Raw genomic sequence first — 17,184 nt, forward strand, 5'->3', positions numbered from 1 at the left:
CGGCGGCGGAAGAAGTCCTGAGGGGCTCGGTTGCCTATCGCGCCGATGGCGTATAAGAGAGCGCCCCAAGGGGCCACGTGGCGGAGTGGTTACGCAGCGGTCTGCAAAGCAGACCAGAAGCCCAATGATTTCTAACCGGAATTCTGAAAAACACCGGTTTTTCGCTACTTCTTCCCAGCGTTATTTTTCAATGCCTTAGCGGGCATTTCAGAATGAGATGCCGTTTCGGCCGGCGCGTCATCATGCTGCATGAGGCGGTGCGCGTAACGCTTCCGCGTGGCGGCCAGCGCGCGTTTCGCGGTGCGCTTGGCATAGCCGTCATAGGCCTTCGATTTGTGAGCGGAGAGGGCGCGGCCCTGTCCGTCCGTCAGTTCGGCTTCCTCGAGCTCGGTCATGCCGCCGTGGCGGCAGGCGTCGAGCGTGAAGTTGGCCGGAACGCCGTCGATCGTTCGAAGCGAGCGGACCAGGCGCGCCATCGACATCGGATCCCACTTCTCGGAGCCGGCCTTGCGATCGCGCATGACGATGCCGAGGCCGAGCTGTGGCACGTGGCTGAGGATTTCTTCCGCCTCGCTGTAGAACAGCACGCGATCGTTGCCGATTGTCTCCTCGAGCGGATGCAGCACCATCTCGCCGGTTTTGTGATGCTCGATGCGGATGGCATTGGGCGCTTGCGGCCCTCGGTAATCTCCCCAGCGGACATAGCCCGCCAGCACGTTCTCCGGGCGCTGGAGCCATTCAAAGCAGATCACGGCGGCGGCAGCCGCATCGAAGTGACCCATGCTCACGGCGCCCCACGCGAAGGCGTAGACCTGATCGCGGGTCGCCGCCGGTTTCACCGCCTTGACCCAATCGGAGGTCGCGACGCCTTCCCATGGGTTCGGAACCTTGGGATCGAAGACCTCAGGATGCAGGCGGCGCACCACGCGCCAGGCGTGCCGGCAGGTGACGACGGCTTTCAGCGCCGTGCGCGGCCGCTGGGTCTTTCCCTTGCGCACCGGCGTGTCGCGGATGATGGCATAGAGCTTGTCGGCCGCAGCGGGGGTGATGCCGCGGACCGGCCGTTCGCCGATTCGCTTGCCCTTCTTGTCGACGACGTTGGCGACCAGCGCCATGGTCCGCTCGTGGTCCGGAGCGGTTCGGTCCGAAACCCGCTCTTTCCAGTCCAGGCTGGCGCGGTAGCTCCGAAACAGCCAGTCGACGGTGCCGTAGGGCGCCAGCTGCTCGGCGGCGGCCGGCGCGGCCTCGCCGAGGCGCCGACGGTCCCATTCGTCGAACAGGCCATTCAGCGTCGCGGCCTTGCCCGCAGGGCCGCAGGCGGCCTCGTAATCGGTTCCCAGGGCGCATTGATGGTCGCGGTGCAGGGTGCAGCCCAGCTTGCGGTAGTAGCTCGGCAGGGTCCAGTAATAGGCCGTCTTGCCTGAGGTCAGCGGCTTGGGAATCACGAAGCGCGGCAGCTCGCGCTCCACGGCTACAGATCCAGCGCGGCGTCCGCCACGCGAGCGGAAACGGGCGATTCGGGCTGGATAGCCTGGTCGAGATGGTCCTTCAGCCATAGCTTGCGCCGCCCCTGGTCGACGATGGGCTTCGGATACTCGGTGCCCACGCGACGCAAGAAAGACTCAACCGACGGTTCTCCGCAATAGCCTGCGGACATGGCGGGGTTCATGCGGGCCGGCCAGGCGCCGGCGGGGATGATGGCCGGGCGGGTCATTCGGACGCCTTTCGATAGCGATAGAAGCCGGGCTCGCCGGCGCGGAGCACGCGGCCGGCGCGGAGCAGGATGCGCAGGGCGTTTGATGTCGGCGTCGGGATCAGCCCGTTGGGCCGATGGATTTCGCGTGGGGTGCGGGCGCGGCCATCCGACAGGATCTGCAGTACGCGCTCGGCGAGTTCGGTTGGCGGGAGCGAGATCTGCATTAGTCGCCATCTTTCGTGGTGCTGGCAGATGAGCGACGTTCGGCGTCGAGGGAGGCACGGCGCCGGGCTTCGACGCGGCCGCGATACCATTCGGCGAAGTCGGGATTTTCATCGAGCAGCGATCGGACGCGGGCGGCCGGCATCTGCTCGGTGAGGATCAGTGTCTCGTAGTTAAGGAACTGCTCGCGCGGGATCGCCGTCATGCGGCACCGCCTTTCGCAGCGGAGAGCGATTCTTGACGCTTAAGCTGATGATCGAGCCTTATTCGGCGGACTATCTCGCTCGGGTCGGCGTTCGACGCCATGTTGATATACCCGGCCGCCGCGATGGTTTGACCATCGAAATATTCTCGCTGCGCCTCGGGATGAAGTGGAGGTAAGACGCGGCGGGAGGGATGCAGCTGCGAAAGCGCGCCCCACAAGTATGCTTCATGCTTCTGGTATCGATCGAGCGGCCGCGCGTCCTTCCAATTTATGCGGGAGCGCCTCATGCCGGCACCGTTTCGGTCATCGCGATGCTTACGGTTGAGAGTAGGGTCTCATAGGCACGATCGCGGACACATTCGTCGTAATCGTTCAGCCGCTCCGCGGGCGCCTTCGCCCGGTTGTGCTGCCATACGGTCAGCGCGAGGTTGACCTCGAGCTGGGTGGCGGTCGCGAGATTGTCGTTGATGTGAGGGGACTGAAGTTGGCGCACGGCCGATCTCCCGATTTGCGGTCGGGAGAATGTAACCTATTCGGTCACTTTTGGTCAATCAGATTATGTAACCGTATCGGTTACTATCGTTTAACCTTTGGCGCTCGCTTTGGTTTACTGCTCGGAAAGGTCAGTTTGGAGATGAGCGAAAGGGCAACCTCGCGCTCCGCCGCCGTCAGATCGGCACCCGCCAGATCGGAACCTTCCGGCGGTGGCGGCCTCCAGAGTTGTTCCGGCATAATCCCCAGCGTTTCGGCGTATTTCGCGATTTTCTCCGCATTCATGCGGTTCTGCTCGCGCTCCATTCGATGAACAGATTCGCGCTCGATTTCGAAAGCCTCGGCGATCACCTCGGGGCTGACATTTAGTCGCTTCCGCCATTCCACCAGATAGAGCAGGCGGCGGGGATTTGCTGATTTTGTAACCATTCCGGTATCGTAATTGTGGATGGACCGGAACGCAGGGACCGCGCTGGTCACATTTCCGCTTCCGTAAATGTGACCGAATCGGTTACTGATTCGGTCCATGACCGTCGCTCATCCGCTCACTGCCTACCGGAATAGCTTCACCCCGCCGAAATCGCAGGACGATTTGGCGCGGGAATTGTCTGTGAGCCGGAATGCGATCAACCGCTGGGAAAACGGCAAGCGCAAGGTCGACATCGAGATATTGCCTCGCGTCGCCAAGCATACCGGCATCCCGGCGCGTGACCTGCGGCCCGATCTCGCGGAATTGTTCGATCCGGAGCGGCTTACATGATCTCAGTTGGCGCGCCCATCGGGTGGACGATCGTCGATCAGCAGCGGGGCGCCGCTGGAAAAGGCTTCGCACTGGCGAATGCCGCGACTGAATGTTTCGAGGGCGAGCACCAGGCGCGCCACCACGATGTGCTCGCGGACGCCGTCGGCGATCGCGCGACTGGCAAACAGCGTCACGCGGACACAGGCCGCGCCGATCTGTTCGATTTCTCCGATTCCTTCGCAAAACGTATCGGCGACGCAGGCCGGGTCGATCAGTTCGGTGATGCGGTTCCGTCGCGACGAGGCGTCCATTCTGTTCCCCCAACTTTCTTGTTTGTTCGGGGAAGTGTCGTTCACCGCGACGGTGCTGCGCTATTCGCCTTTGGAAACAGGGTAAACGCCGCTGCCGCGCATCGCCGGCGGCCGTCGCTTTCGTCATCGCAAATCTGTTTGTCTGTCGGAGGTCTCGCATGACTGCGAAACTACGCGGCCCGGCCGCGCGTGGCAAAAACTGGCATTGCACAACGGGGAATCAAATTGGGACAACGGGGAATCAGATTTCTCCCGTTATGCAAAAAGTGCGGGAGGTGCTGCCGTCGTCTAAAGCTGCGCTGCACCTGCAGATTCTGACCGAGCAGAGCCTTTCGATCTGCCAAAAAGTGCTGTCGGGCGATCGTCATGAAAATCTCTCGATGGTCACCGCGCTTTTGCGCTCCGATCACGGCCGCGAGGTGCTGTTCGCGCTGATGGGCGATGCCAATCCGCCGTGGTTCGCCAAGTATCGCAAGCAGCTCGACGTCAACGCTGCGCGGCGCAAGCTGGCCGAGACCCAGCGTGCGATCGATGCGCTCCAGGCGGAGGCGGCGGAATGAAACTCGCTGTGCTCCTCGTCATCGTCATCATGGCCGCGTTCACGGCGCTGGGTGTGGCGTGCGCCGCGTGGATCGGGCTGCGGGGACATCCGCAGCCCGATCCATATGCCCGGCCGTTCGGCGACCAGCCCTACCGCGGCGACCCGCTGCGGCGCTCATTCCTCGTCAGCGAATCCGAAGGAGTTGCCCTCCGATCGGATGCGGGCGGCGGCGGCTATTCCATCCCCTCGGGCCTCACCGCCGCCCGCACTTTCTTCCAGCGCATGCTGTCGATCGCGGGAGCGCGCCGATGACGAACGTTGTCAGCCCGCTCTTCACTCCCGCCGAGACCGCCAATTTCCTGGCAGGGAAGGCCGTCGCCAGCGCCACATCGTTCCTCGACGGCCGCAGCACGGCTGACGTCATGCGTGCCGATGCCGATCGGCTGATGCATGAACTGCTGGCCGTCGACCATCAATCGGACGCCAATGCGATCCTCGATCCGGCGCGATTGCTGGTCCTGTCGATGATGCGCACGGCACGGGCAAGCGAACGCTGGCGGCTCGATCGCTGGCAACAGGTCACGGCGGCGCTGGTCGAACTGGTGCGGCGGGAATCGACCGATCTTCGCGAGCGCGGGGTGCAGCGCTCATGAGGCGGCTTTCACAGACGCTGTGCGACCTGATCGTGTTCGCCGAGGAAGTGGTGGCGCGGCCGCTGCTGGACTCGCGGTTCGTCGGCGATCGCTTCGCAATGCTGGCATCCGAGATCCGGTGCGCCGACGCCCGACCGGCCGAAGGCGTCCGCGCGACGTCGGCCGCCTTGGTGATGATCACCGCCATCAACGAATTCCGCCACGCGCCGCGCGAGCGGTCGTCGGCCTGGCTGATGCTGATTGGCGCTGCGCTGCCGCTTCTGCGGCAAGAAACCTTTGAGGCAATGAACGACGAAAGGGAGCGGAGGGAGCGATGAAGGGGCCTGTTACACAAGAGTGGATTCATGGTCTGCCGTTCATGCAGCAGACTGTTTTGCTGACCGCGATTCGCGGGCCTGACGGTATTGCGAAATATCACGAGACGAAGTTCCTGTTGCGCTGGTTGAGGCGTTGTCTGCTCGTGAGCGCACTCGACGGCAAAGTTCTGTCGACGCCCTACGCGTTCGGCGGAGGGTCGTTCACCGGGCCGAGCTACGAACCAAGCACGCTCGATCACGACTGGCGGCCGATGATGGACGCCGTCGTCGATCGATATCTCCAATCGCTCGACGAGCTGCCGCATCATTTCCAGATGCATTTCATGCATGCGGCCGAGATCCTCGGCTACAAGCATCCTGACATTCCGACGCGGGTCTGGTGGCAGAAGACTTATGTGCGCCTCGTGCACGATATGCATCTGTGGCCGGAAACCGAACTTGAGATGGATCGTCGCCTCGGGGATGATCGTGATGGCTGGCTCGCCCGTAATGATGCGGCGACCGTGTCATGACGGGAAAAATCTCGAAACTCCAACGTGAATACGCCGACCTGCACCAGCGCGTTCTGCGCGCGTACCGGAAATCGGACAACCCACCTATCGCTGCGCTGCAGGCGCGAGAGCAGGAAATTGTAACTAGCCTTCGTGCCTTGGGAAGTACGCCGTATCCGCAGCAGAAGGATGCTGCGCAATGATCGGTCTTGAATATCCCCTGCGCGATATCGCTACGGCGCTCGACAAAAAAAACCTCGACATAAAGCAGGCTCAAACCCTGGTGAGGGAATTGATCGGCGAATTGTCCGGCGCCGATCGTCACAAGGATCTCGCCGCCATCGCCAACGAAGTCGAAAGCCTGCTCCGAGCGGGTCTCGTCGACGACGCACGTCTTCGTGTCGATCGCTGGTTGCATCCCAAGTGGGAGAGCGAGGAAGCCTGCGAAGAAAAATATTTCGAAGCGATGGGAGTAGCCTGATGGCAGACGTCAAGGTGACGGTGGCGCGTGACGCCCTGCATGCGGCCCTGGCGAAGGTGGCGCGGGCGGCGCCTTCGAAATCCAAGGTATCCATCCTGCAGCATGTGCTGCTCAGTCTCACGCCGACCGAGATCGTCATCACGGCGACCGATCTCGATCTGGAGCTTTGCGCGACCGTGCCGGCGAGCCACGATCATGCGGGGCAGTCGATCACGGTGATCGCCGATCTCTTCAGCCGGCTGATCAACGATTTCCCCGCCGGCGCCGACGTCGTCCTGACTTGGTCCGATGGTCACAAGGTCGAAGTCAAATGCGGCCGATCGCGGTTCAAGGTGAACGCGCTATCGCCGGCAGATTTTCCCAGCTTTCCGGAGATAAGGGAGCCGGTTCGTTTCGAGCTGCCGGCTACGACCTTCCGCCGCGCGCTGGCGACGGCCGCGAGCGCGATGTCGACCGAAGAAACGCGCTTCTACCTTCGCGGTGTCTGCATGCACATCCACAAGGAGGCGCTCACGTTGGTCGCGACCGATGGCGTCAAGCTTGCGCGGGATCAACTGGCTCGGCCGGAGGGAATATCGGAGTTCAACATCATCGTTCCCGATCGCACTGTGAACGATGTGCTGCGGCTGATCGATGCCAAGACTGTCGGCGATATCGACATCGAGGCCGGAAAGAACCAGATCGCATTCCGGCTCGGCAATATCTACCTGAAGTCGAAACTGGTCGACGCGACCTATCCGGATTATCAGCGCGTCATTCCTCGGAAGTTCGACCACTCGGCGATCGTCGACGTCGACGAGCTGCTGGTGGCCGTCAAGCGCATCAACATGATCGCGGACCGGGGCGAGGGTGAAAGCAAGGTGCTTCGGTTCGCGTTCAACGACGGCGCGGTCCTCATCACGACGCAGAACGTCGAGGCGGGCGAGGCCGAGGAAACCATTTCCGTCGACATGGGCGATGAGCCCTTCAGTCTCGATATCGGGTTCAACGGCGCATTCTTCCATTCGGTTTTGTCCGCCGTCGGCACCGAAACGGCGCGCATGCGTCTGAGTACGGCTGGCGACCCGGTCGTGTTCGAGGGCGTCGGCCGGGAGCGGACCGACTTCGTACTGATGCCGAAACGGGTGTAGCCATGGCGTCCCTGCGCCCGATCAAGCCCCTCAATCTTCCCGGCATTGCGCCGGCCGATCTCGGCGACGAAAAACCGTCGTTGGAGTGGATTGCTCCGACGGCGCTTCTGGTCGATGCCACTTACCAGCGCGATCTATCCGAGCGTTCGATGCGGCTCATTAAGCGCATGGTCGGCGAGTTCGCCTGGAACAGGATGAAGCCGCCGATCGTGGTGAAGACCGGGCCGGCCTCGCTGCACATCATCGACGGTCAGCATACCGCGATCGCCGCGGCGACGCTCCGCATTCCCGAGATTCCGGTGTTCATCGTCAATGCCGCTGAAGTCGACGAACGCGCCCGCGCATTCGTCGGACACAATACCGATCGCGTCACGGTGTCGTCGTTTGACATCTACCGCGCCTTGCTGGCATCCGGCGATCCCGACGCCCAGGACGTCGACAACGTCTGCCGGCGTGCCGGCGTCCGGATTCGGATCATCTCGCCGTCTTCGGCGATCGCGGAAGGGGACACGGCCGCGATCGGTGTGGTGCGGTCGCTGGTGAAGCGCCGCGGCGTCATGCGCGCACGCAAGGTTCTGCAATGCCTGGTCAAGGCGCGGCGCAAGCCCATCGCTGCGTCAGAGATCATCGCCGTCGATCGAATTATTTGCGAACAGCATCCCGACGTCGATCTCGATGCCCTGACCGCGGCCATCGTCATCGAAGGTTCAGCCGGTATCGCCAAGGCCGTCGCCAACGCGAAGCTTAACCGCCAGCCGCAATGGCAATGCATCATGGATCAGTGGCTCGCTCGCCTCGTCAGGGGGGGGGGGCATGAAACATGACGCTGCGCGACGATTACGTCGCCGCGCTGGAGCGGCGGATCGACGAGTTAGAACACCGCGTCCGCGCGCTGGAAGAAATTTCCGGGGCGCAACTGGATGCGCCGCTGGAATTCGGCCTGACCCGCAACGAGAGCGTCATCTTCGGCCTGCTGGTCAAGAACGCCATGGTTCGTCGCGACGGCATGATGGAGGTCCTCTACATGCATAAGCAGGACGAGGCCGAAATCAAAATCGTCGACGTTTGGGTCTGCAAGATGCGCCAGAAGCTCAAGCCATGGGGCATTCGCATCGAGACGGTATGGGGCCGCGGTTATGCGATGCCGTCCGCTTCGAAGGCCATCGTTGCCGGAATCCTGGGAGACCGGGCGGCATGACGATGCTGGCGCAATACGAGATCTTGCGGCAGGCGCTGGCGGAAGCGGCCACGGTGACGAAAGTGCTGTCGATCCGTGACGAGCTGCAGCACCTCAAGCTGCACGCCCAGCAGATTCGCAATCGCGTCTTGCTGGCCGAGGCGATGGCGTTTCAGCTGCGTTGTGAGCGCCGCCTGGGCGTGTTGCTGCAGGCAGCCGAGGAGGCCGGACAGCTAGCCCGCAAGGGCCGTCCCAAAGCCTCGGGCGATGAACCGGCGCCAGCCACGCTGACCGAGATCGGCGTCGATCGCAAGCTGTCGATGAAGGCGAAGAACGCCGCGGCGCTCGATGATGACAGTTTCGAAGCGATGGTCGACCAGGTGCGCGAGAACGTCGCGTCCAGCAAGGCGATCGTCGTCGATCCGGTAAAGGCCGCCGCCAAGGCGGCCGAGATCGATGCGCGCCGTGCGGCCCATGCGGCGCGGACGCTGACCGGTGGCTGTGTCGCGGATCTCGGGCGCCTGGCGCAGTCTGGCTACCGCGCCAAGTCGATCGGTTCTGATCCGCAATGGAAGTTCTTGACGCGCTCGGCCGCTGGCGATGGTCGCTCGGCAAACGTCCATTACAAGACCGAGGAAATTGACAAGATCAAAGCGCTACCGGTCGGCGAACTGCTCGATGACGACGGCGCGTTCTATATGTGGATGGTCGACTGGTGTCCGCAGGATGCACTCGATCTGATCGCGCACTACGGACTTCGCCACGTCACGACTGCATTCACTTGGGTAAAGACGAATCCCGATGGTGAAGGTTGGCATATGGGACAGGGCTATTGGACCCGCGCCAATCCCGAACAGTGCTGGCTTGCCACCAAGGGCGAACCGAAACGGCTTTATGCCGATGTGCGGCAATTGATCGTCGCACCTGTGATGGAGCACTCGCGCAAGCCTGACGAATGGCTGGAGCGGATCGAGCGATTGACCGAGGGACCATATCTTGAGCTGCAGGCTCGCCGGCCGCGCAAAGGTTGGACCAGTTGGGGCGATGAACTCGAATTTACCGGAGTAGCCGCATGAACTCGGTACCGCTTCTTAACGCGACGCGCCGTCTCGGTGCACCTGCGAATTGGGATCATGAACGCGACGGCATCTGCCACACGCTTGAGATCCGGGATCAGGACGGTTGGATGATTTCGGCATGGCGGCCGACGCCGGCCGAGCTGAATCGCCTTAACGAGGGTCAGCCGTTGTTCCTGGGAATTCAGGGCGACATCCATCCCGTTGTGTCATTGTCCATCGGGAGCGAGACGTGATCCCTCGCAAACGCCTTCACCAGCGCCGCGCTCTCGAAACCATTGCGATCGAGCACGAAGGCCAGCGCTTCAAGATCGGCCTTGGCCGCGAGATCGCGTGCGGTGAGCGCTCGCGGCTCGGGCCGATCGTCGAAGTCTTTCTCAATGCGCAGAAAGTGAATTCGCCCGTCGACGCGCTGGTCAGCGACGGCGCGATCCTGATGTCGATGCTGCTGCAGTATGGCTGTCCGGCTGCCGAAATCTTCAAGTCGATGAAACGCAATCCCAACGGCACGCCGGCATCGCTGCTCGGCCTCGCCGCCACGTTCATCAACGAAATCACACAACCGGAGGAATGACGATGGATATCAAGGTACCGCTCAACAAGCTGAAGTTCGGCCAGGAAGACGGTGAGGGCATCAATGCTCGCGTCGCCGGACGGCTCGTCGGCATCGAGGCGCTGGCCGCCAACCTGTTCGCGCGCGGGCAGATTGAGAACCTCGTCGTCAAGCGGTTCGACGACGAATTCTATTCGGTCAGCAACGGCAATCGCCGGCTCGCGGCGTTTCACCTGATGCACGGCACCGGCAGCGACACGCTGATCAATTGCACACTGCGCGAGGTCGACGAGAAGGGCGCCTTCGAGGATTCGCTGACGACGGCTGTCACCGCGAAGCAGCTGCATCCGGTCGACCAGTACGAGGCCTTCGCGCGGCTCTCGGCCAACGAGAAGACCGATGAGGAGATCGCGCGGCAATACGGCATGACGGAAAAGGAAGTGCGGCAGGCGCTGGCGCTCGGCCGGCTGTCGCCGAAGATTCGCGACGCGTGGCGCAACGGTGACATCAAGGCCGACGTCGCCCAGGCATTCACGTTGGGGCTCGATCATAAGGCGCAGGACAAGGCATTCAAGAAGCTGGAGAAGGAGCATCGGCTCTATTCCCATCACATCAAGCAGGAGCTCGGTGCGACCGATCGGGAGGTGGGCGTGCTGCTCGACTTCGTCGGCGCAGATTTGTATCGCGAGTGCGGCGGATCCATCGTGGTCGATCTGTTCGGGACGTCGCATGTGGTCTCGAATCCCGCGCTGTTGAAGCAGATCGCAGCCGACAAATTGGCGTCGACCTGCGACAAATTGAAATCTGATGGCTGGAGCTGGGCGAAGCTGCTGTCGGATCTTCCTTCAGGCGCGCGATGGTGGAGGCAGTCGGCGCCCAAGAGTTTAATCTACGAAGGCGACGAGCAGGAGCGGCTGTCGAAATTGAAGGACGATCTCAATACGGTCGAAGCGCGTTATCAGGATGATGAGGACTTCGACCAGGATGAATACGATACCGCGACCGATCGCCTGACCGCCGAGATTAATGCTCTAGAGGACACGGTACTTTGCCGATCGTTCTCTGACAGGCAGAAGGCGAAGGCGGGATGCATCGTCGATATCGATGACGGCAAACTGTCCATTCTTTATGGAGTGCTGGAACCGGAGGAAGCTTCGGCGTCGAAATCGAAGTCGACTTCGAAATCTTCGGCGAAGGGTGAAACCGGTGAAGCGGCCGAACCGGCGATCTCCGGTGCTCTGACGTTCCGTCTCTCGGAGCAGCTCACCACGGCAACCGCCACAGCGCTGGTGCAAGATCACGACCTCGCGCTCTCCATACTTCTGGCGGGCTTCGCGTGTTACGACAGCGGAGGCATGAAACTGTCCGTCGGCGGTATGGATTCTCGCAATCTCGACCTGCTCGGCTCCAAGGAAATGCCGCAGGCGCTGGCGATGGTGCGGAAATTGAAGCTTGCCGAACGGCTCGCCCTGGTGGCCGAGGTGGCCGCGGCCGCGCTCGATTTCCGGAATCAGCCGCTCGATGCCGACAAGGACGATAAGTATCACGGGCCGCGCGCGATCTGCGATGCGATCGATCCGACGGCTCTCAATGCCGCGTTGCGCGGCGCTTTCGACGCCAAGGACTATTTCAACGGCGTCAGCAAGGCACTGTGCCTTGCGGCGATCACCGATGCGATGGGCGACGATGTCGCCCGGCAGCAGTCCAAGAATCCGAAGGGCGACATTGCGGCGTTTGCGATCGCCAACGTGCCGCAGACCGGATGGCTGCCGACGCAGTTGCGCGCCAAGGGCTATGACGGGCCTCCTGTCATCAAGGCAAAGCTCTCGGCGCCGGCGCCGCGCAAGGCAAAGAAGGCGTCGCCAAAGAAGCCGGCGGCGAAGAAGGCCGTGAAGAAAGCCGCGAAAAAGAAAAGGGCGGCCTGACCGAACGACGACGGGGGCATCGAGCATGACCGGGGAATTGCACGACGGCGTGGTGGCGTTTCGGACGCTGTCGCACGGCCGTGAAGCGGTCATGCTCGGCCGCGTCCAGGTCGGCGAGATCATGCCGACCGACGGCGACCGATTTGGTGCGTGCTTTCGCCTTACGCTGCCGGACGCCAGCGCGACCTCGTGGCGGCCGGCACGCGACATTCCCGCAGCGCGGCGGCTCGCACTCATCAAGATCAACGATTGGCTCGATGCCGCCGATCTGCGGCCGAACGGTGCGGCATGATCGAGCCCGGCAAATCGACCCTCTGGCGGATGCGAATGGCGGCGGCGGACGAAGCGACGCGGATTGAGATCGCGCAGGACGCGCGCGTGCAATCGGGATTGATACGGGAGCCGCTGCCCGATCAGGTGGCCAAGCGGGACGACTTCGCCGGCATCGTCCGGCTGATCGACGCGATCATGGCGGACACCGTAATCCTGGAGCGTCTGCCGAAATGAGCCGCTTTACCGATCAGGAGCTCGACGAGATCAAGGCCCGCAATCATGTGGCCGATGTCGCCGGCAGCTATGTGAAGCTGCGGCGCATGGGCGGCCGCCTGGTCGGGCCGTGTCCGATCTGCGGCGGCCGCGTCACCTCGCAGCGCTTCGAAGTCTTTACCGATGCGTCGACCTGGGCATGTGCCGTCTGTGAGGACGGCGGCGATGTGATCCGCCTGGTCGAGAAAGTCGAAGACTGCGATTTCCTGCGCGCCGTGGAGCGGCTGGGCGGCCGCGTCGCGGGCGATCCGGAGCAAGCGAAACGATTGTTCGAAGAGCGCGAGGCGAAGCGCCTGGCGCGCGAGAAAACGTCCGAGCAGTATCGCGAAAATGAACGACGACGATTATGGCGGCAGTGGAAGTCGGCGCTACCGATCGCCGGCACGCCCGTTGCCGACTATCTGGCTGGCCGAGGCCTTCAGATTCCGGAACCGTGTCCCGGCCTGCGATATCTGCCGTCGGCGATCTATTACCATGGCGAAACGGTCGACGCGCGTGGCAACAATTCGCCGCGGGCATTGCATAGTGGTCCGGCGATGCTGGCGGCCTTCATTCGTCCGGATGGCAAGTTCGGCGGGCTACATATCACCTGGCTGAGCGCCGATCGGCCGCCGGCGAAGCTCGAACTGCCGGATCCGGATAGCGGCGAAATCGTGCCGGCGAAAAAGATGCGCGGCTCGAAGACCGGCGCGAGCATTCTCGTCCATGGCCTGGCGCCGGCGGCCATTGCGGAAGGCGCTGCGCCGCCGCGCCGTCTCGTCATCGGCGAGGGGATCGAGACGGTGCTGTCCATTCTCACCGCCTTCGTGCTCGCCGGCCGCGACATTTCGGATATGGAGTTCCGGGCGGCCGGCGATCTCGGCAACCTGGCGGGCCGGGCGCGCGAGACGCTTCCGCATCCGGAACTGAAGCGGCCGGATGGCCGTGCCCAACGCGTGCCGGGTCCGGTGCCCGATCCCGACGACAACGGATTGTCGATTCCGGATTCAGTCGAGGAGATCATCCTTCTTGGCGATGGCGACAGCGAGCCGCTGCTCACGCAATACGCGATGACGCGTGCCGCACGGCGCTACACCAAGCCCGGACGGATTATCCGTATCGTGTTCGCGCCTGATGGCCTCGACTTCAATGATTTGCTGCAGGAAGAAGACGCATGAAGGGTGCCACCAAGATCCTGCAGCTCGTCGATGATGCGCCGGCGTTCGATGACGCGGCCGCCTCGGCCGAGACGTCGACGGCGATCGACAACGCGGTCCGCCAGTTCGGCCTGGCCGAGCTCGATGCGGAACTGGCAAAGGTGCGCGCCAGCGAAGGCGACGGTCGATCGCCGGCGCTGGCGGCCGCGGCCGAGGCGATCGGCCAGCTCGTCGCGGCCGGCGCCCTGCACGATGGCTTCGCGCGCGCCGCGCTCGAGGACGCGGCCGCGGCCACGGGACTTGTCCGAGATTTGAAGCTTCGCGCGGTCAAGTCGGCAATCTCGGCCGCGCTGAAGGCCGGACAGAAACAGCCTCGCGATCTTGGCAAGATCCGCCGCGAAGCGGCGGGACCGAAACGTCGGCCGCGACCAGCGGCCGTCCGTAAATCTTCTTCCTCTGCCGCCGCTGTTGCTTCGTCGACGTCTTCTTCGTCGTCTTCCGCTGCCGTTTCCCCCGCGCCCCCCGCCGAGGAGGGCGAATCGAAAAGCTCCCAAACGGGAGCTAGCGCCTCGACCGCATCAACCGGGGGGACCGGGGGCGGCGATCGCAAACCCCGCGTCGACGAAACCGAACGGCGGCGCAATCTGCGGCTTGCATTCTTTCCACTCACCGATCTCGGCAACGCCGAACGCTTCCGCGAGCGCTACCGCGACCGGTTATTGTGGTGCCCTGCCGTCGGCTGGCTGGCATGGGACGGCAAGCGCTGGAGCCGCGACGGTGCCGACGATCTGGTGAAGATTGCCGAACACGATACGGTGCGGGCCATTCAGGATGAGGCCGACGAGGTCCGCGAGAGCGGCATCGAGGGTTCGGACGAGGGCGGTCGCGACTTCATCATCGACGGTGATGATGACGATCCCGTCATGTACTCCCACAAGATCGCCAAATGGGGCCGGATGTCGGAGGCGATCGGGAAGCTCGGCGCTCTCTCCAAGCGCGGCGCACCTTATCTCGCGATATCGATCGACAAGCTCGACGCAGACAAGATGAAAATCAACGTCAACAACGGGACGCTGGTCGTCAATCGCCGCGCAGAAGGCGACGTCGTCAGCTTTCAGGAACACGATCCGGCCGACCTAATTACGAAGATCGCGCCCGTCGACTACGACAAGAATGCGCCATGTCCGGAATACGACAAGTTCCTGCAGCGCGTACAGCCCAGCGCGGAGATGCGCGCTTTCATCCACCAGTGGCTCGGCCTGTCGATGACGGGCGACGTCTCAGAACAGAAGCTCGCCTATTTCTACGGCAAAGGCGGCAACGGCAAGTCGGTGCTGGTGGATGCCTGCAGCCATATCGTCGGCGACTATGGCGAGACGGTGCCGATCGAGACCTTCCTTGATCACGGCAAGTCGCGCGGCGCAGGGCAGGCGACGCCAGACCTCGCAATCCTGCCCGGCGTCCGGATGCTGCGCACATCGGAGCCCGAAAAGAATTCAAAGCTCGCCGAGGCGATGGTGAAGCTCGTTACCGGCGGCGAACCGATCCAGGCGCGGCATCTGAACCGCGACTTCTTCAAGTTCTATCCGCAGTTCAAGCTGACCATGTCGGGCAACTACCGGCCGACAATATCCGGCACCGATGAAGGCATCTGGCGACGATTGCGACTGGTGCCGTTCAACGTCTCGATCCCGAAGGAAGAACGCGACACGCATCTTCCGGAGAAGTTGCGCGCGGAAGCGTCTGGCATCCTCAACCGATTGCTCGATGGCCTGCGGTCATGGTGCGACAAGGGATTGATCGAGCCGGACGAGGTGACGCTGGCGACGGCCGAGTATCGCTCCTCGAGCGACAGTCTCGGCCGCTTCCTGTCGTCATGCGTCGCCGACGCTGCCGGCGAGCGTGTGCAGTCGTCGGTGCTGCATCAGGTCTACGAAGCGTGGTGCAAATCGTCCGGCGAGACGGCATGGAAGAACAAGGGCTTCACCATGGCCATGGAAGATCGCGGCTACAAACGGAAGCAGTCCGATGTGATGTGGTTTCTTGACATCAAACTGATCCGACATGTCAGCGACTTCATCGATAACGACGGCAATCCGGTGAAAGTCACCGAGGATGGTGTGAAACAGGAGGTAACCGATCCGGGCGACGTTCCGTTCTGATCCTCCCATCCTCCCATTTTCGGGAGCGTGACGAGGTAACTAAGTTATTGAGTTGATTGCATTCGGGAGGGTTTGGGCGATTCGGGAGGGTTTTTCTTTGTACATGCGCGCGCAGGCGCGCAGGCGCACGAGAACATCATTGTAAAAACCCTCCCAATCCTCCCAATCCTCCCCATGAATTAAAGAAACCCCTTAGTACCAAGGGTTTTCTAACCGGGAAGATCGTTTGAGAGACTTAGGCAAGCTCCCATTGATCCTCCCGGCTTAAATGTTCTTACGCGGAACATTTAACGGACGTGAGACCGGCATCGCCGGAAGGCCAGCAAATCGAGGGGATATCGACTTGTTGGAGCTCTTTGATGAAATTGCCCTGCGCATTCTCGCCTGCCGTCATGGCTGTGCTGGCGAGGCCTGCAGCGACATACGATCCCCGCGATGCCGAAATCATCCCGGGCGTTATTCCGAAGTGGTACGTGGTCAAGGTTTATCCGGGTGCGGAGCGGAAGGTTGCAGACGAACTGATCGCACGCCGGTTCGGGATCTTCATTCCCGAAAGCGAAAAGACCGTTGTGCGGCGTGGCCGCAAGGTCGATCGCGTCGAACTGATGTTTCCGGGTTATATCTTCGTGTTCGTGTGGGATGTGCTGCAGCACCGCTCGCGCATCGAATGCGTGCCTGGTGTGACTGGATTGATCTATGACGACGGCAAGCCCGCTGTGATCACCGACGACAAGATCGATATCATTCGTGCTGTTGAGAATGGTGAGCGGCCACTGGTGAAGGAAACGACCAATGGCAAGCGCGGACGTCGACGACGTAAGCGTGCGGCGGTCGATATGGAAATCGTCAGTGTGAAACCGTGGTCGGCGTTTGCTGATGATCTCATTGCTCTTGACTCGCAAGGACGGAATCAGTCCTTGATGCGTGCGTTGGGCCTCTGCTCGTAGCTGCCTCGGTTGGGGACGTGCTCGTAGATGGTGGACTGGAGTAGCAACGCCTGCTCTGCCAAGCCGTTAATGTGCCCAAAGCAAAAGCCCCGCCATCGTGCGGGGCTTTGTCGTTCTAGGGTGTGAACACGACTTTCGCAATGAACGCCATCAGTTGAGGAGGCGGTCATGAAGTGACCTCCAAATGTACCCCTTGAGGATAGAGCCCGGCACGGCAACGTGTCGGGCTTTTGTTTGCATAGGATGTGCGGCATCGCCTCGCGTTGTCGCTGCCCTCCTTGGGCGTTTCCTCCCTAGACTTGAAGGGCCGCAGCGTTTGCCGGATGCTGCGGCCCTATTTTTAGATGCCGTCACGTCCGCCAGTCTTCCGTGTAAGACCTC

The 17,184-nt window shown here is 62.3% G+C and carries 28 protein-coding genes; 21 read left to right on the top strand and 7 right to left on the bottom strand.

What is annotated here, in order from left to right; all coding sequences use genetic code 11:
- Positions 1–164: 164 nt before the first annotated feature.
- From Q0L57_RS09065 to Q0L57_RS09080, 4 genes are read right to left on the bottom strand one after another with little or no spacing between them, the layout of a single operon-like run.
- Positions 165–1,469, bottom strand: a complete 1,305-nt coding sequence (locus Q0L57_RS09065) for a hypothetical protein (RefSeq protein ID WP_296741354.1) — start codon at positions 1,467–1,469, stop codon at positions 165–167.
- Positions 1,470–1,471: 2 nt separating this feature from the next.
- A complete protein-coding gene (locus tag Q0L57_RS09070; RefSeq protein WP_296741356.1) occupies positions 1,472–1,714 on the bottom strand; it encodes a hypothetical protein in 243 nt (80 codons plus the stop codon).
- Positions 1,711–1,920 carry a hypothetical protein gene (locus tag Q0L57_RS09075; RefSeq protein ID WP_296741358.1) on the bottom strand — a complete coding sequence of 70 codons (210 nt, stop codon included), beginning with the start codon at positions 1,918–1,920 and terminating at the stop codon, positions 1,711–1,713. The genes Q0L57_RS09070 and Q0L57_RS09075 overlap by 4 nt, the downstream gene beginning before the upstream one ends.
- Positions 1,920–2,123, bottom strand: coding sequence for a hypothetical protein (locus Q0L57_RS09080; protein WP_296741359.1), 204 nt, complete (start codon positions 2,121–2,123; stop codon positions 1,920–1,922). The genes Q0L57_RS09075 and Q0L57_RS09080 overlap by 1 nt, the downstream gene beginning before the upstream one ends.
- Positions 2,124–2,155: 32 nt before the next feature.
- Here Q0L57_RS09080 and Q0L57_RS09085 point away from each other — a divergent pair, with 32 nt between their 5' ends.
- Complete coding sequence (locus Q0L57_RS09085; protein ID WP_296741361.1) at positions 2,156–2,299, top strand: hypothetical protein; 144 nt, start codon at positions 2,156–2,158, stop codon at positions 2,297–2,299.
- Between the two features lie 107 nt (positions 2,300–2,406).
- Here Q0L57_RS09085 and Q0L57_RS09090 read toward each other — a convergent pair whose 3' ends face one another.
- Positions 2,407–2,616: a hypothetical protein gene (locus Q0L57_RS09090; RefSeq protein ID WP_296741362.1), complete on the bottom strand. Its 210-nt coding sequence runs from the start codon at positions 2,614–2,616 to the stop codon at positions 2,407–2,409.
- An 83-nt stretch (positions 2,617–2,699) separates the two neighbouring features.
- Positions 2,700–3,095, bottom strand: coding sequence for a helix-turn-helix transcriptional regulator (locus Q0L57_RS09095; protein ID WP_296741364.1), 396 nt, complete (start codon positions 3,093–3,095; stop codon positions 2,700–2,702).
- Positions 3,096–3,141: 46 nt separating this feature from the next.
- Here Q0L57_RS09095 and Q0L57_RS09100 point away from each other — a divergent pair, with 46 nt between their 5' ends.
- On the top strand, positions 3,142–3,375 hold the full coding sequence (locus tag Q0L57_RS09100) for a helix-turn-helix transcriptional regulator (protein WP_296741365.1): 234 nt from the start codon (positions 3,142–3,144) through the stop codon (positions 3,373–3,375).
- 2 nt (positions 3,376–3,377) lie between these two features.
- Here the strand turns inward: Q0L57_RS09100 and Q0L57_RS09105 are convergent, their stop codons facing one another.
- Positions 3,378–3,668 carry a hypothetical protein gene (locus Q0L57_RS09105; protein ID WP_296741367.1) on the bottom strand — a complete coding sequence of 97 codons (291 nt, stop codon included), beginning with the start codon at positions 3,666–3,668 and terminating at the stop codon, positions 3,378–3,380.
- A 158-nt stretch (positions 3,669–3,826) separates the two neighbouring features.
- Here Q0L57_RS09105 and Q0L57_RS09110 point away from each other — a divergent pair, with 158 nt between their 5' ends.
- From Q0L57_RS09110 to Q0L57_RS09200, 19 genes are all read left to right on the top strand, one after another.
- On the top strand, positions 3,827–4,228 hold the full coding sequence (locus Q0L57_RS09110; protein ID WP_296741369.1) for a hypothetical protein: 402 nt from the start codon (positions 3,827–3,829) through the stop codon (positions 4,226–4,228).
- Positions 4,225–4,521 (top strand): hypothetical protein, encoded by a 297-nt coding sequence (locus Q0L57_RS09115; RefSeq protein ID WP_296741372.1) that lies wholly within the window; start codon positions 4,225–4,227, stop codon positions 4,519–4,521. Before Q0L57_RS09110 ends, Q0L57_RS09115 begins: the two co-directional genes overlap by 4 nt.
- Positions 4,518–4,862: a hypothetical protein gene (locus tag Q0L57_RS09120; protein WP_296741375.1), complete on the top strand. Its 345-nt coding sequence runs from the start codon at positions 4,518–4,520 to the stop codon at positions 4,860–4,862. Before Q0L57_RS09115 ends, Q0L57_RS09120 begins: the two co-directional genes overlap by 4 nt.
- 32 nt (positions 4,863–4,894) lie before the next feature.
- Positions 4,895–5,179 (top strand): hypothetical protein, encoded by a 285-nt coding sequence (locus tag Q0L57_RS09125; protein WP_296741377.1) that lies wholly within the window; start codon positions 4,895–4,897, stop codon positions 5,177–5,179.
- Positions 5,176–5,691, top strand: a complete 516-nt coding sequence (locus Q0L57_RS09130; RefSeq protein ID WP_296741380.1) for a hypothetical protein — start codon at positions 5,176–5,178, stop codon at positions 5,689–5,691. Before Q0L57_RS09125 ends, Q0L57_RS09130 begins: the two co-directional genes overlap by 4 nt.
- Complete coding sequence (locus Q0L57_RS09135) at positions 5,688–5,873, top strand: hypothetical protein (RefSeq protein ID WP_296741382.1); 186 nt, start codon at positions 5,688–5,690, stop codon at positions 5,871–5,873. The genes Q0L57_RS09130 and Q0L57_RS09135 overlap by 4 nt, the downstream gene beginning before the upstream one ends.
- Positions 5,870–6,151, top strand: coding sequence for a hypothetical protein (locus Q0L57_RS09140; protein ID WP_296741384.1), 282 nt, complete (start codon positions 5,870–5,872; stop codon positions 6,149–6,151). Before Q0L57_RS09135 ends, Q0L57_RS09140 begins: the two co-directional genes overlap by 4 nt.
- Positions 6,151–7,281, top strand: coding sequence for a DNA polymerase III subunit beta (gene dnaN / locus Q0L57_RS09145; protein ID WP_296741385.1), 1,131 nt, complete (start codon positions 6,151–6,153; stop codon positions 7,279–7,281). The genes Q0L57_RS09140 and dnaN overlap by 1 nt, the downstream gene beginning before the upstream one ends.
- 167 nt (positions 7,282–7,448) lie before the next feature.
- Positions 7,449–8,105, top strand: a complete 657-nt coding sequence (locus Q0L57_RS09150) for a hypothetical protein (protein ID WP_296741387.1) — start codon at positions 7,449–7,451, stop codon at positions 8,103–8,105.
- Complete coding sequence (locus Q0L57_RS09155) at positions 8,102–8,479, top strand: helix-turn-helix domain-containing protein (protein ID WP_296741390.1); 378 nt, start codon at positions 8,102–8,104, stop codon at positions 8,477–8,479. Before Q0L57_RS09150 ends, Q0L57_RS09155 begins: the two co-directional genes overlap by 4 nt.
- The gene (locus Q0L57_RS09160; RefSeq protein WP_296741393.1) at positions 8,476–9,534 is read left to right on the top strand and encodes an MT-A70 family methyltransferase; all 1,059 of its coding nucleotides are present in this window, start codon (positions 8,476–8,478) and stop codon (positions 9,532–9,534) included. The genes Q0L57_RS09155 and Q0L57_RS09160 overlap by 4 nt, the downstream gene beginning before the upstream one ends.
- A complete protein-coding gene (locus Q0L57_RS09165) occupies positions 9,531–9,770 on the top strand; it encodes a hypothetical protein (protein ID WP_296741396.1) in 240 nt (79 codons plus the stop codon). The genes Q0L57_RS09160 and Q0L57_RS09165 overlap by 4 nt, the downstream gene beginning before the upstream one ends.
- Positions 9,767–10,108, top strand: a complete 342-nt coding sequence (locus Q0L57_RS09170; RefSeq protein ID WP_296741399.1) for a hypothetical protein — start codon at positions 9,767–9,769, stop codon at positions 10,106–10,108. Before Q0L57_RS09165 ends, Q0L57_RS09170 begins: the two co-directional genes overlap by 4 nt.
- 2 nt (positions 10,109–10,110) lie before the next feature.
- A complete protein-coding gene (locus tag Q0L57_RS09175) occupies positions 10,111–12,012 on the top strand; it encodes a ParB/RepB/Spo0J family partition protein (protein ID WP_296741401.1) in 1,902 nt (633 codons plus the stop codon).
- A gap of 25 nt (positions 12,013–12,037) precedes the next feature.
- Positions 12,038–12,304, top strand: a complete 267-nt coding sequence (locus tag Q0L57_RS09180; RefSeq protein WP_296741403.1) for a hypothetical protein — start codon at positions 12,038–12,040, stop codon at positions 12,302–12,304.
- On the top strand, positions 12,301–12,519 hold the full coding sequence (locus Q0L57_RS09185; RefSeq protein ID WP_296741405.1) for a hypothetical protein: 219 nt from the start codon (positions 12,301–12,303) through the stop codon (positions 12,517–12,519). The genes Q0L57_RS09180 and Q0L57_RS09185 overlap by 4 nt, the downstream gene beginning before the upstream one ends.
- A complete protein-coding gene (locus Q0L57_RS09190) occupies positions 12,516–13,715 on the top strand; it encodes a CHC2 zinc finger domain-containing protein (protein ID WP_296741408.1) in 1,200 nt (399 codons plus the stop codon). Before Q0L57_RS09185 ends, Q0L57_RS09190 begins: the two co-directional genes overlap by 4 nt.
- A complete protein-coding gene (locus tag Q0L57_RS09195) occupies positions 13,712–15,856 on the top strand; it encodes a phage/plasmid primase, P4 family (protein WP_296741410.1) in 2,145 nt (714 codons plus the stop codon). Before Q0L57_RS09190 ends, Q0L57_RS09195 begins: the two co-directional genes overlap by 4 nt.
- Before the next feature lie 359 nt (positions 15,857–16,215).
- On the top strand, positions 16,216–16,803 hold the full coding sequence (locus tag Q0L57_RS09200) for a transcription termination/antitermination protein NusG (RefSeq protein WP_296741412.1): 588 nt from the start codon (positions 16,216–16,218) through the stop codon (positions 16,801–16,803).
- Positions 16,804–17,184: the final 381 nt, after the last annotated feature.

It is taken from the genome of Mesorhizobium sp. (genome assembly GCF_024509055.1).
Taxonomy (GTDB): domain Bacteria; phylum Pseudomonadota; class Alphaproteobacteria; order Rhizobiales; family Rhizobiaceae; genus Mesorhizobium.

What these genes read in the sequence shown, in the direction of transcription:
- Q0L57_RS09185 (WP_296741405.1), top strand. Translation starts at nt 12,301, where the DNA reads ATGATCGAGCCCGGCAAATCGACCCTCTGGCGGATGCGAATGGCGGCG.
- Q0L57_RS09190 (WP_296741408.1), top strand. Translation starts at nt 12,516, where the DNA reads ATGAGCCGCTTTACCGATCAGGAGCTCGACGAGATCAAGGCCCGCAAT.
- Q0L57_RS09100 (WP_296741365.1), top strand. Translation starts at nt 3,142, where the DNA reads ATGACCGTCGCTCATCCGCTCACTGCCTACCGGAATAGCTTCACCCCG.
- Q0L57_RS09105 (WP_296741367.1), bottom strand. Translation starts at nt 3,668, where the DNA reads ATGGACGCCTCGTCGCGACGGAACCGCATCACCGAACTGATCGACCCG.
- Q0L57_RS09195 (WP_296741410.1), top strand. Translation starts at nt 13,712, where the DNA reads ATGAAGGGTGCCACCAAGATCCTGCAGCTCGTCGATGATGCGCCGGCG.
- Q0L57_RS09155 (WP_296741390.1), top strand. Translation starts at nt 8,102, where the DNA reads ATGACGCTGCGCGACGATTACGTCGCCGCGCTGGAGCGGCGGATCGAC.
- Q0L57_RS09165 (WP_296741396.1), top strand. Translation starts at nt 9,531, where the DNA reads ATGAACTCGGTACCGCTTCTTAACGCGACGCGCCGTCTCGGTGCACCT.
- Q0L57_RS09070 (WP_296741356.1), bottom strand. Translation starts at nt 1,714, where the DNA reads ATGACCCGCCCGGCCATCATCCCCGCCGGCGCCTGGCCGGCCCGCATG.
- Q0L57_RS09180 (WP_296741403.1), top strand. Translation starts at nt 12,038, where the DNA reads ATGACCGGGGAATTGCACGACGGCGTGGTGGCGTTTCGGACGCTGTCG.
- Q0L57_RS09130 (WP_296741380.1), top strand. Translation starts at nt 5,176, where the DNA reads ATGAAGGGGCCTGTTACACAAGAGTGGATTCATGGTCTGCCGTTCATG.
- Q0L57_RS09110 (WP_296741369.1), top strand. Translation starts at nt 3,827, where the DNA reads ATGACTGCGAAACTACGCGGCCCGGCCGCGCGTGGCAAAAACTGGCAT.
- Q0L57_RS09150 (WP_296741387.1), top strand. Translation starts at nt 7,449, where the DNA reads ATGGTCGGCGAGTTCGCCTGGAACAGGATGAAGCCGCCGATCGTGGTG.
- dnaN (WP_296741385.1), top strand. Translation starts at nt 6,151, where the DNA reads ATGGCAGACGTCAAGGTGACGGTGGCGCGTGACGCCCTGCATGCGGCC.
- Q0L57_RS09075 (WP_296741358.1), bottom strand. Translation starts at nt 1,920, where the DNA reads ATGCAGATCTCGCTCCCGCCAACCGAACTCGCCGAGCGCGTACTGCAG.
- Q0L57_RS09115 (WP_296741372.1), top strand. Translation starts at nt 4,225, where the DNA reads ATGAAACTCGCTGTGCTCCTCGTCATCGTCATCATGGCCGCGTTCACG.
- Q0L57_RS09120 (WP_296741375.1), top strand. Translation starts at nt 4,518, where the DNA reads ATGACGAACGTTGTCAGCCCGCTCTTCACTCCCGCCGAGACCGCCAAT.
- Q0L57_RS09140 (WP_296741384.1), top strand. Translation starts at nt 5,870, where the DNA reads ATGATCGGTCTTGAATATCCCCTGCGCGATATCGCTACGGCGCTCGAC.
- Q0L57_RS09175 (WP_296741401.1), top strand. Translation starts at nt 10,111, where the DNA reads ATGGATATCAAGGTACCGCTCAACAAGCTGAAGTTCGGCCAGGAAGAC.
- Q0L57_RS09200 (WP_296741412.1), top strand. Translation starts at nt 16,216, where the DNA reads ATGAAATTGCCCTGCGCATTCTCGCCTGCCGTCATGGCTGTGCTGGCG.
- Q0L57_RS09160 (WP_296741393.1), top strand. Translation starts at nt 8,476, where the DNA reads ATGACGATGCTGGCGCAATACGAGATCTTGCGGCAGGCGCTGGCGGAA.
- Q0L57_RS09080 (WP_296741359.1), bottom strand. Translation starts at nt 2,123, where the DNA reads ATGACGGCGATCCCGCGCGAGCAGTTCCTTAACTACGAGACACTGATC.
- Q0L57_RS09135 (WP_296741382.1), top strand. Translation starts at nt 5,688, where the DNA reads ATGACGGGAAAAATCTCGAAACTCCAACGTGAATACGCCGACCTGCAC.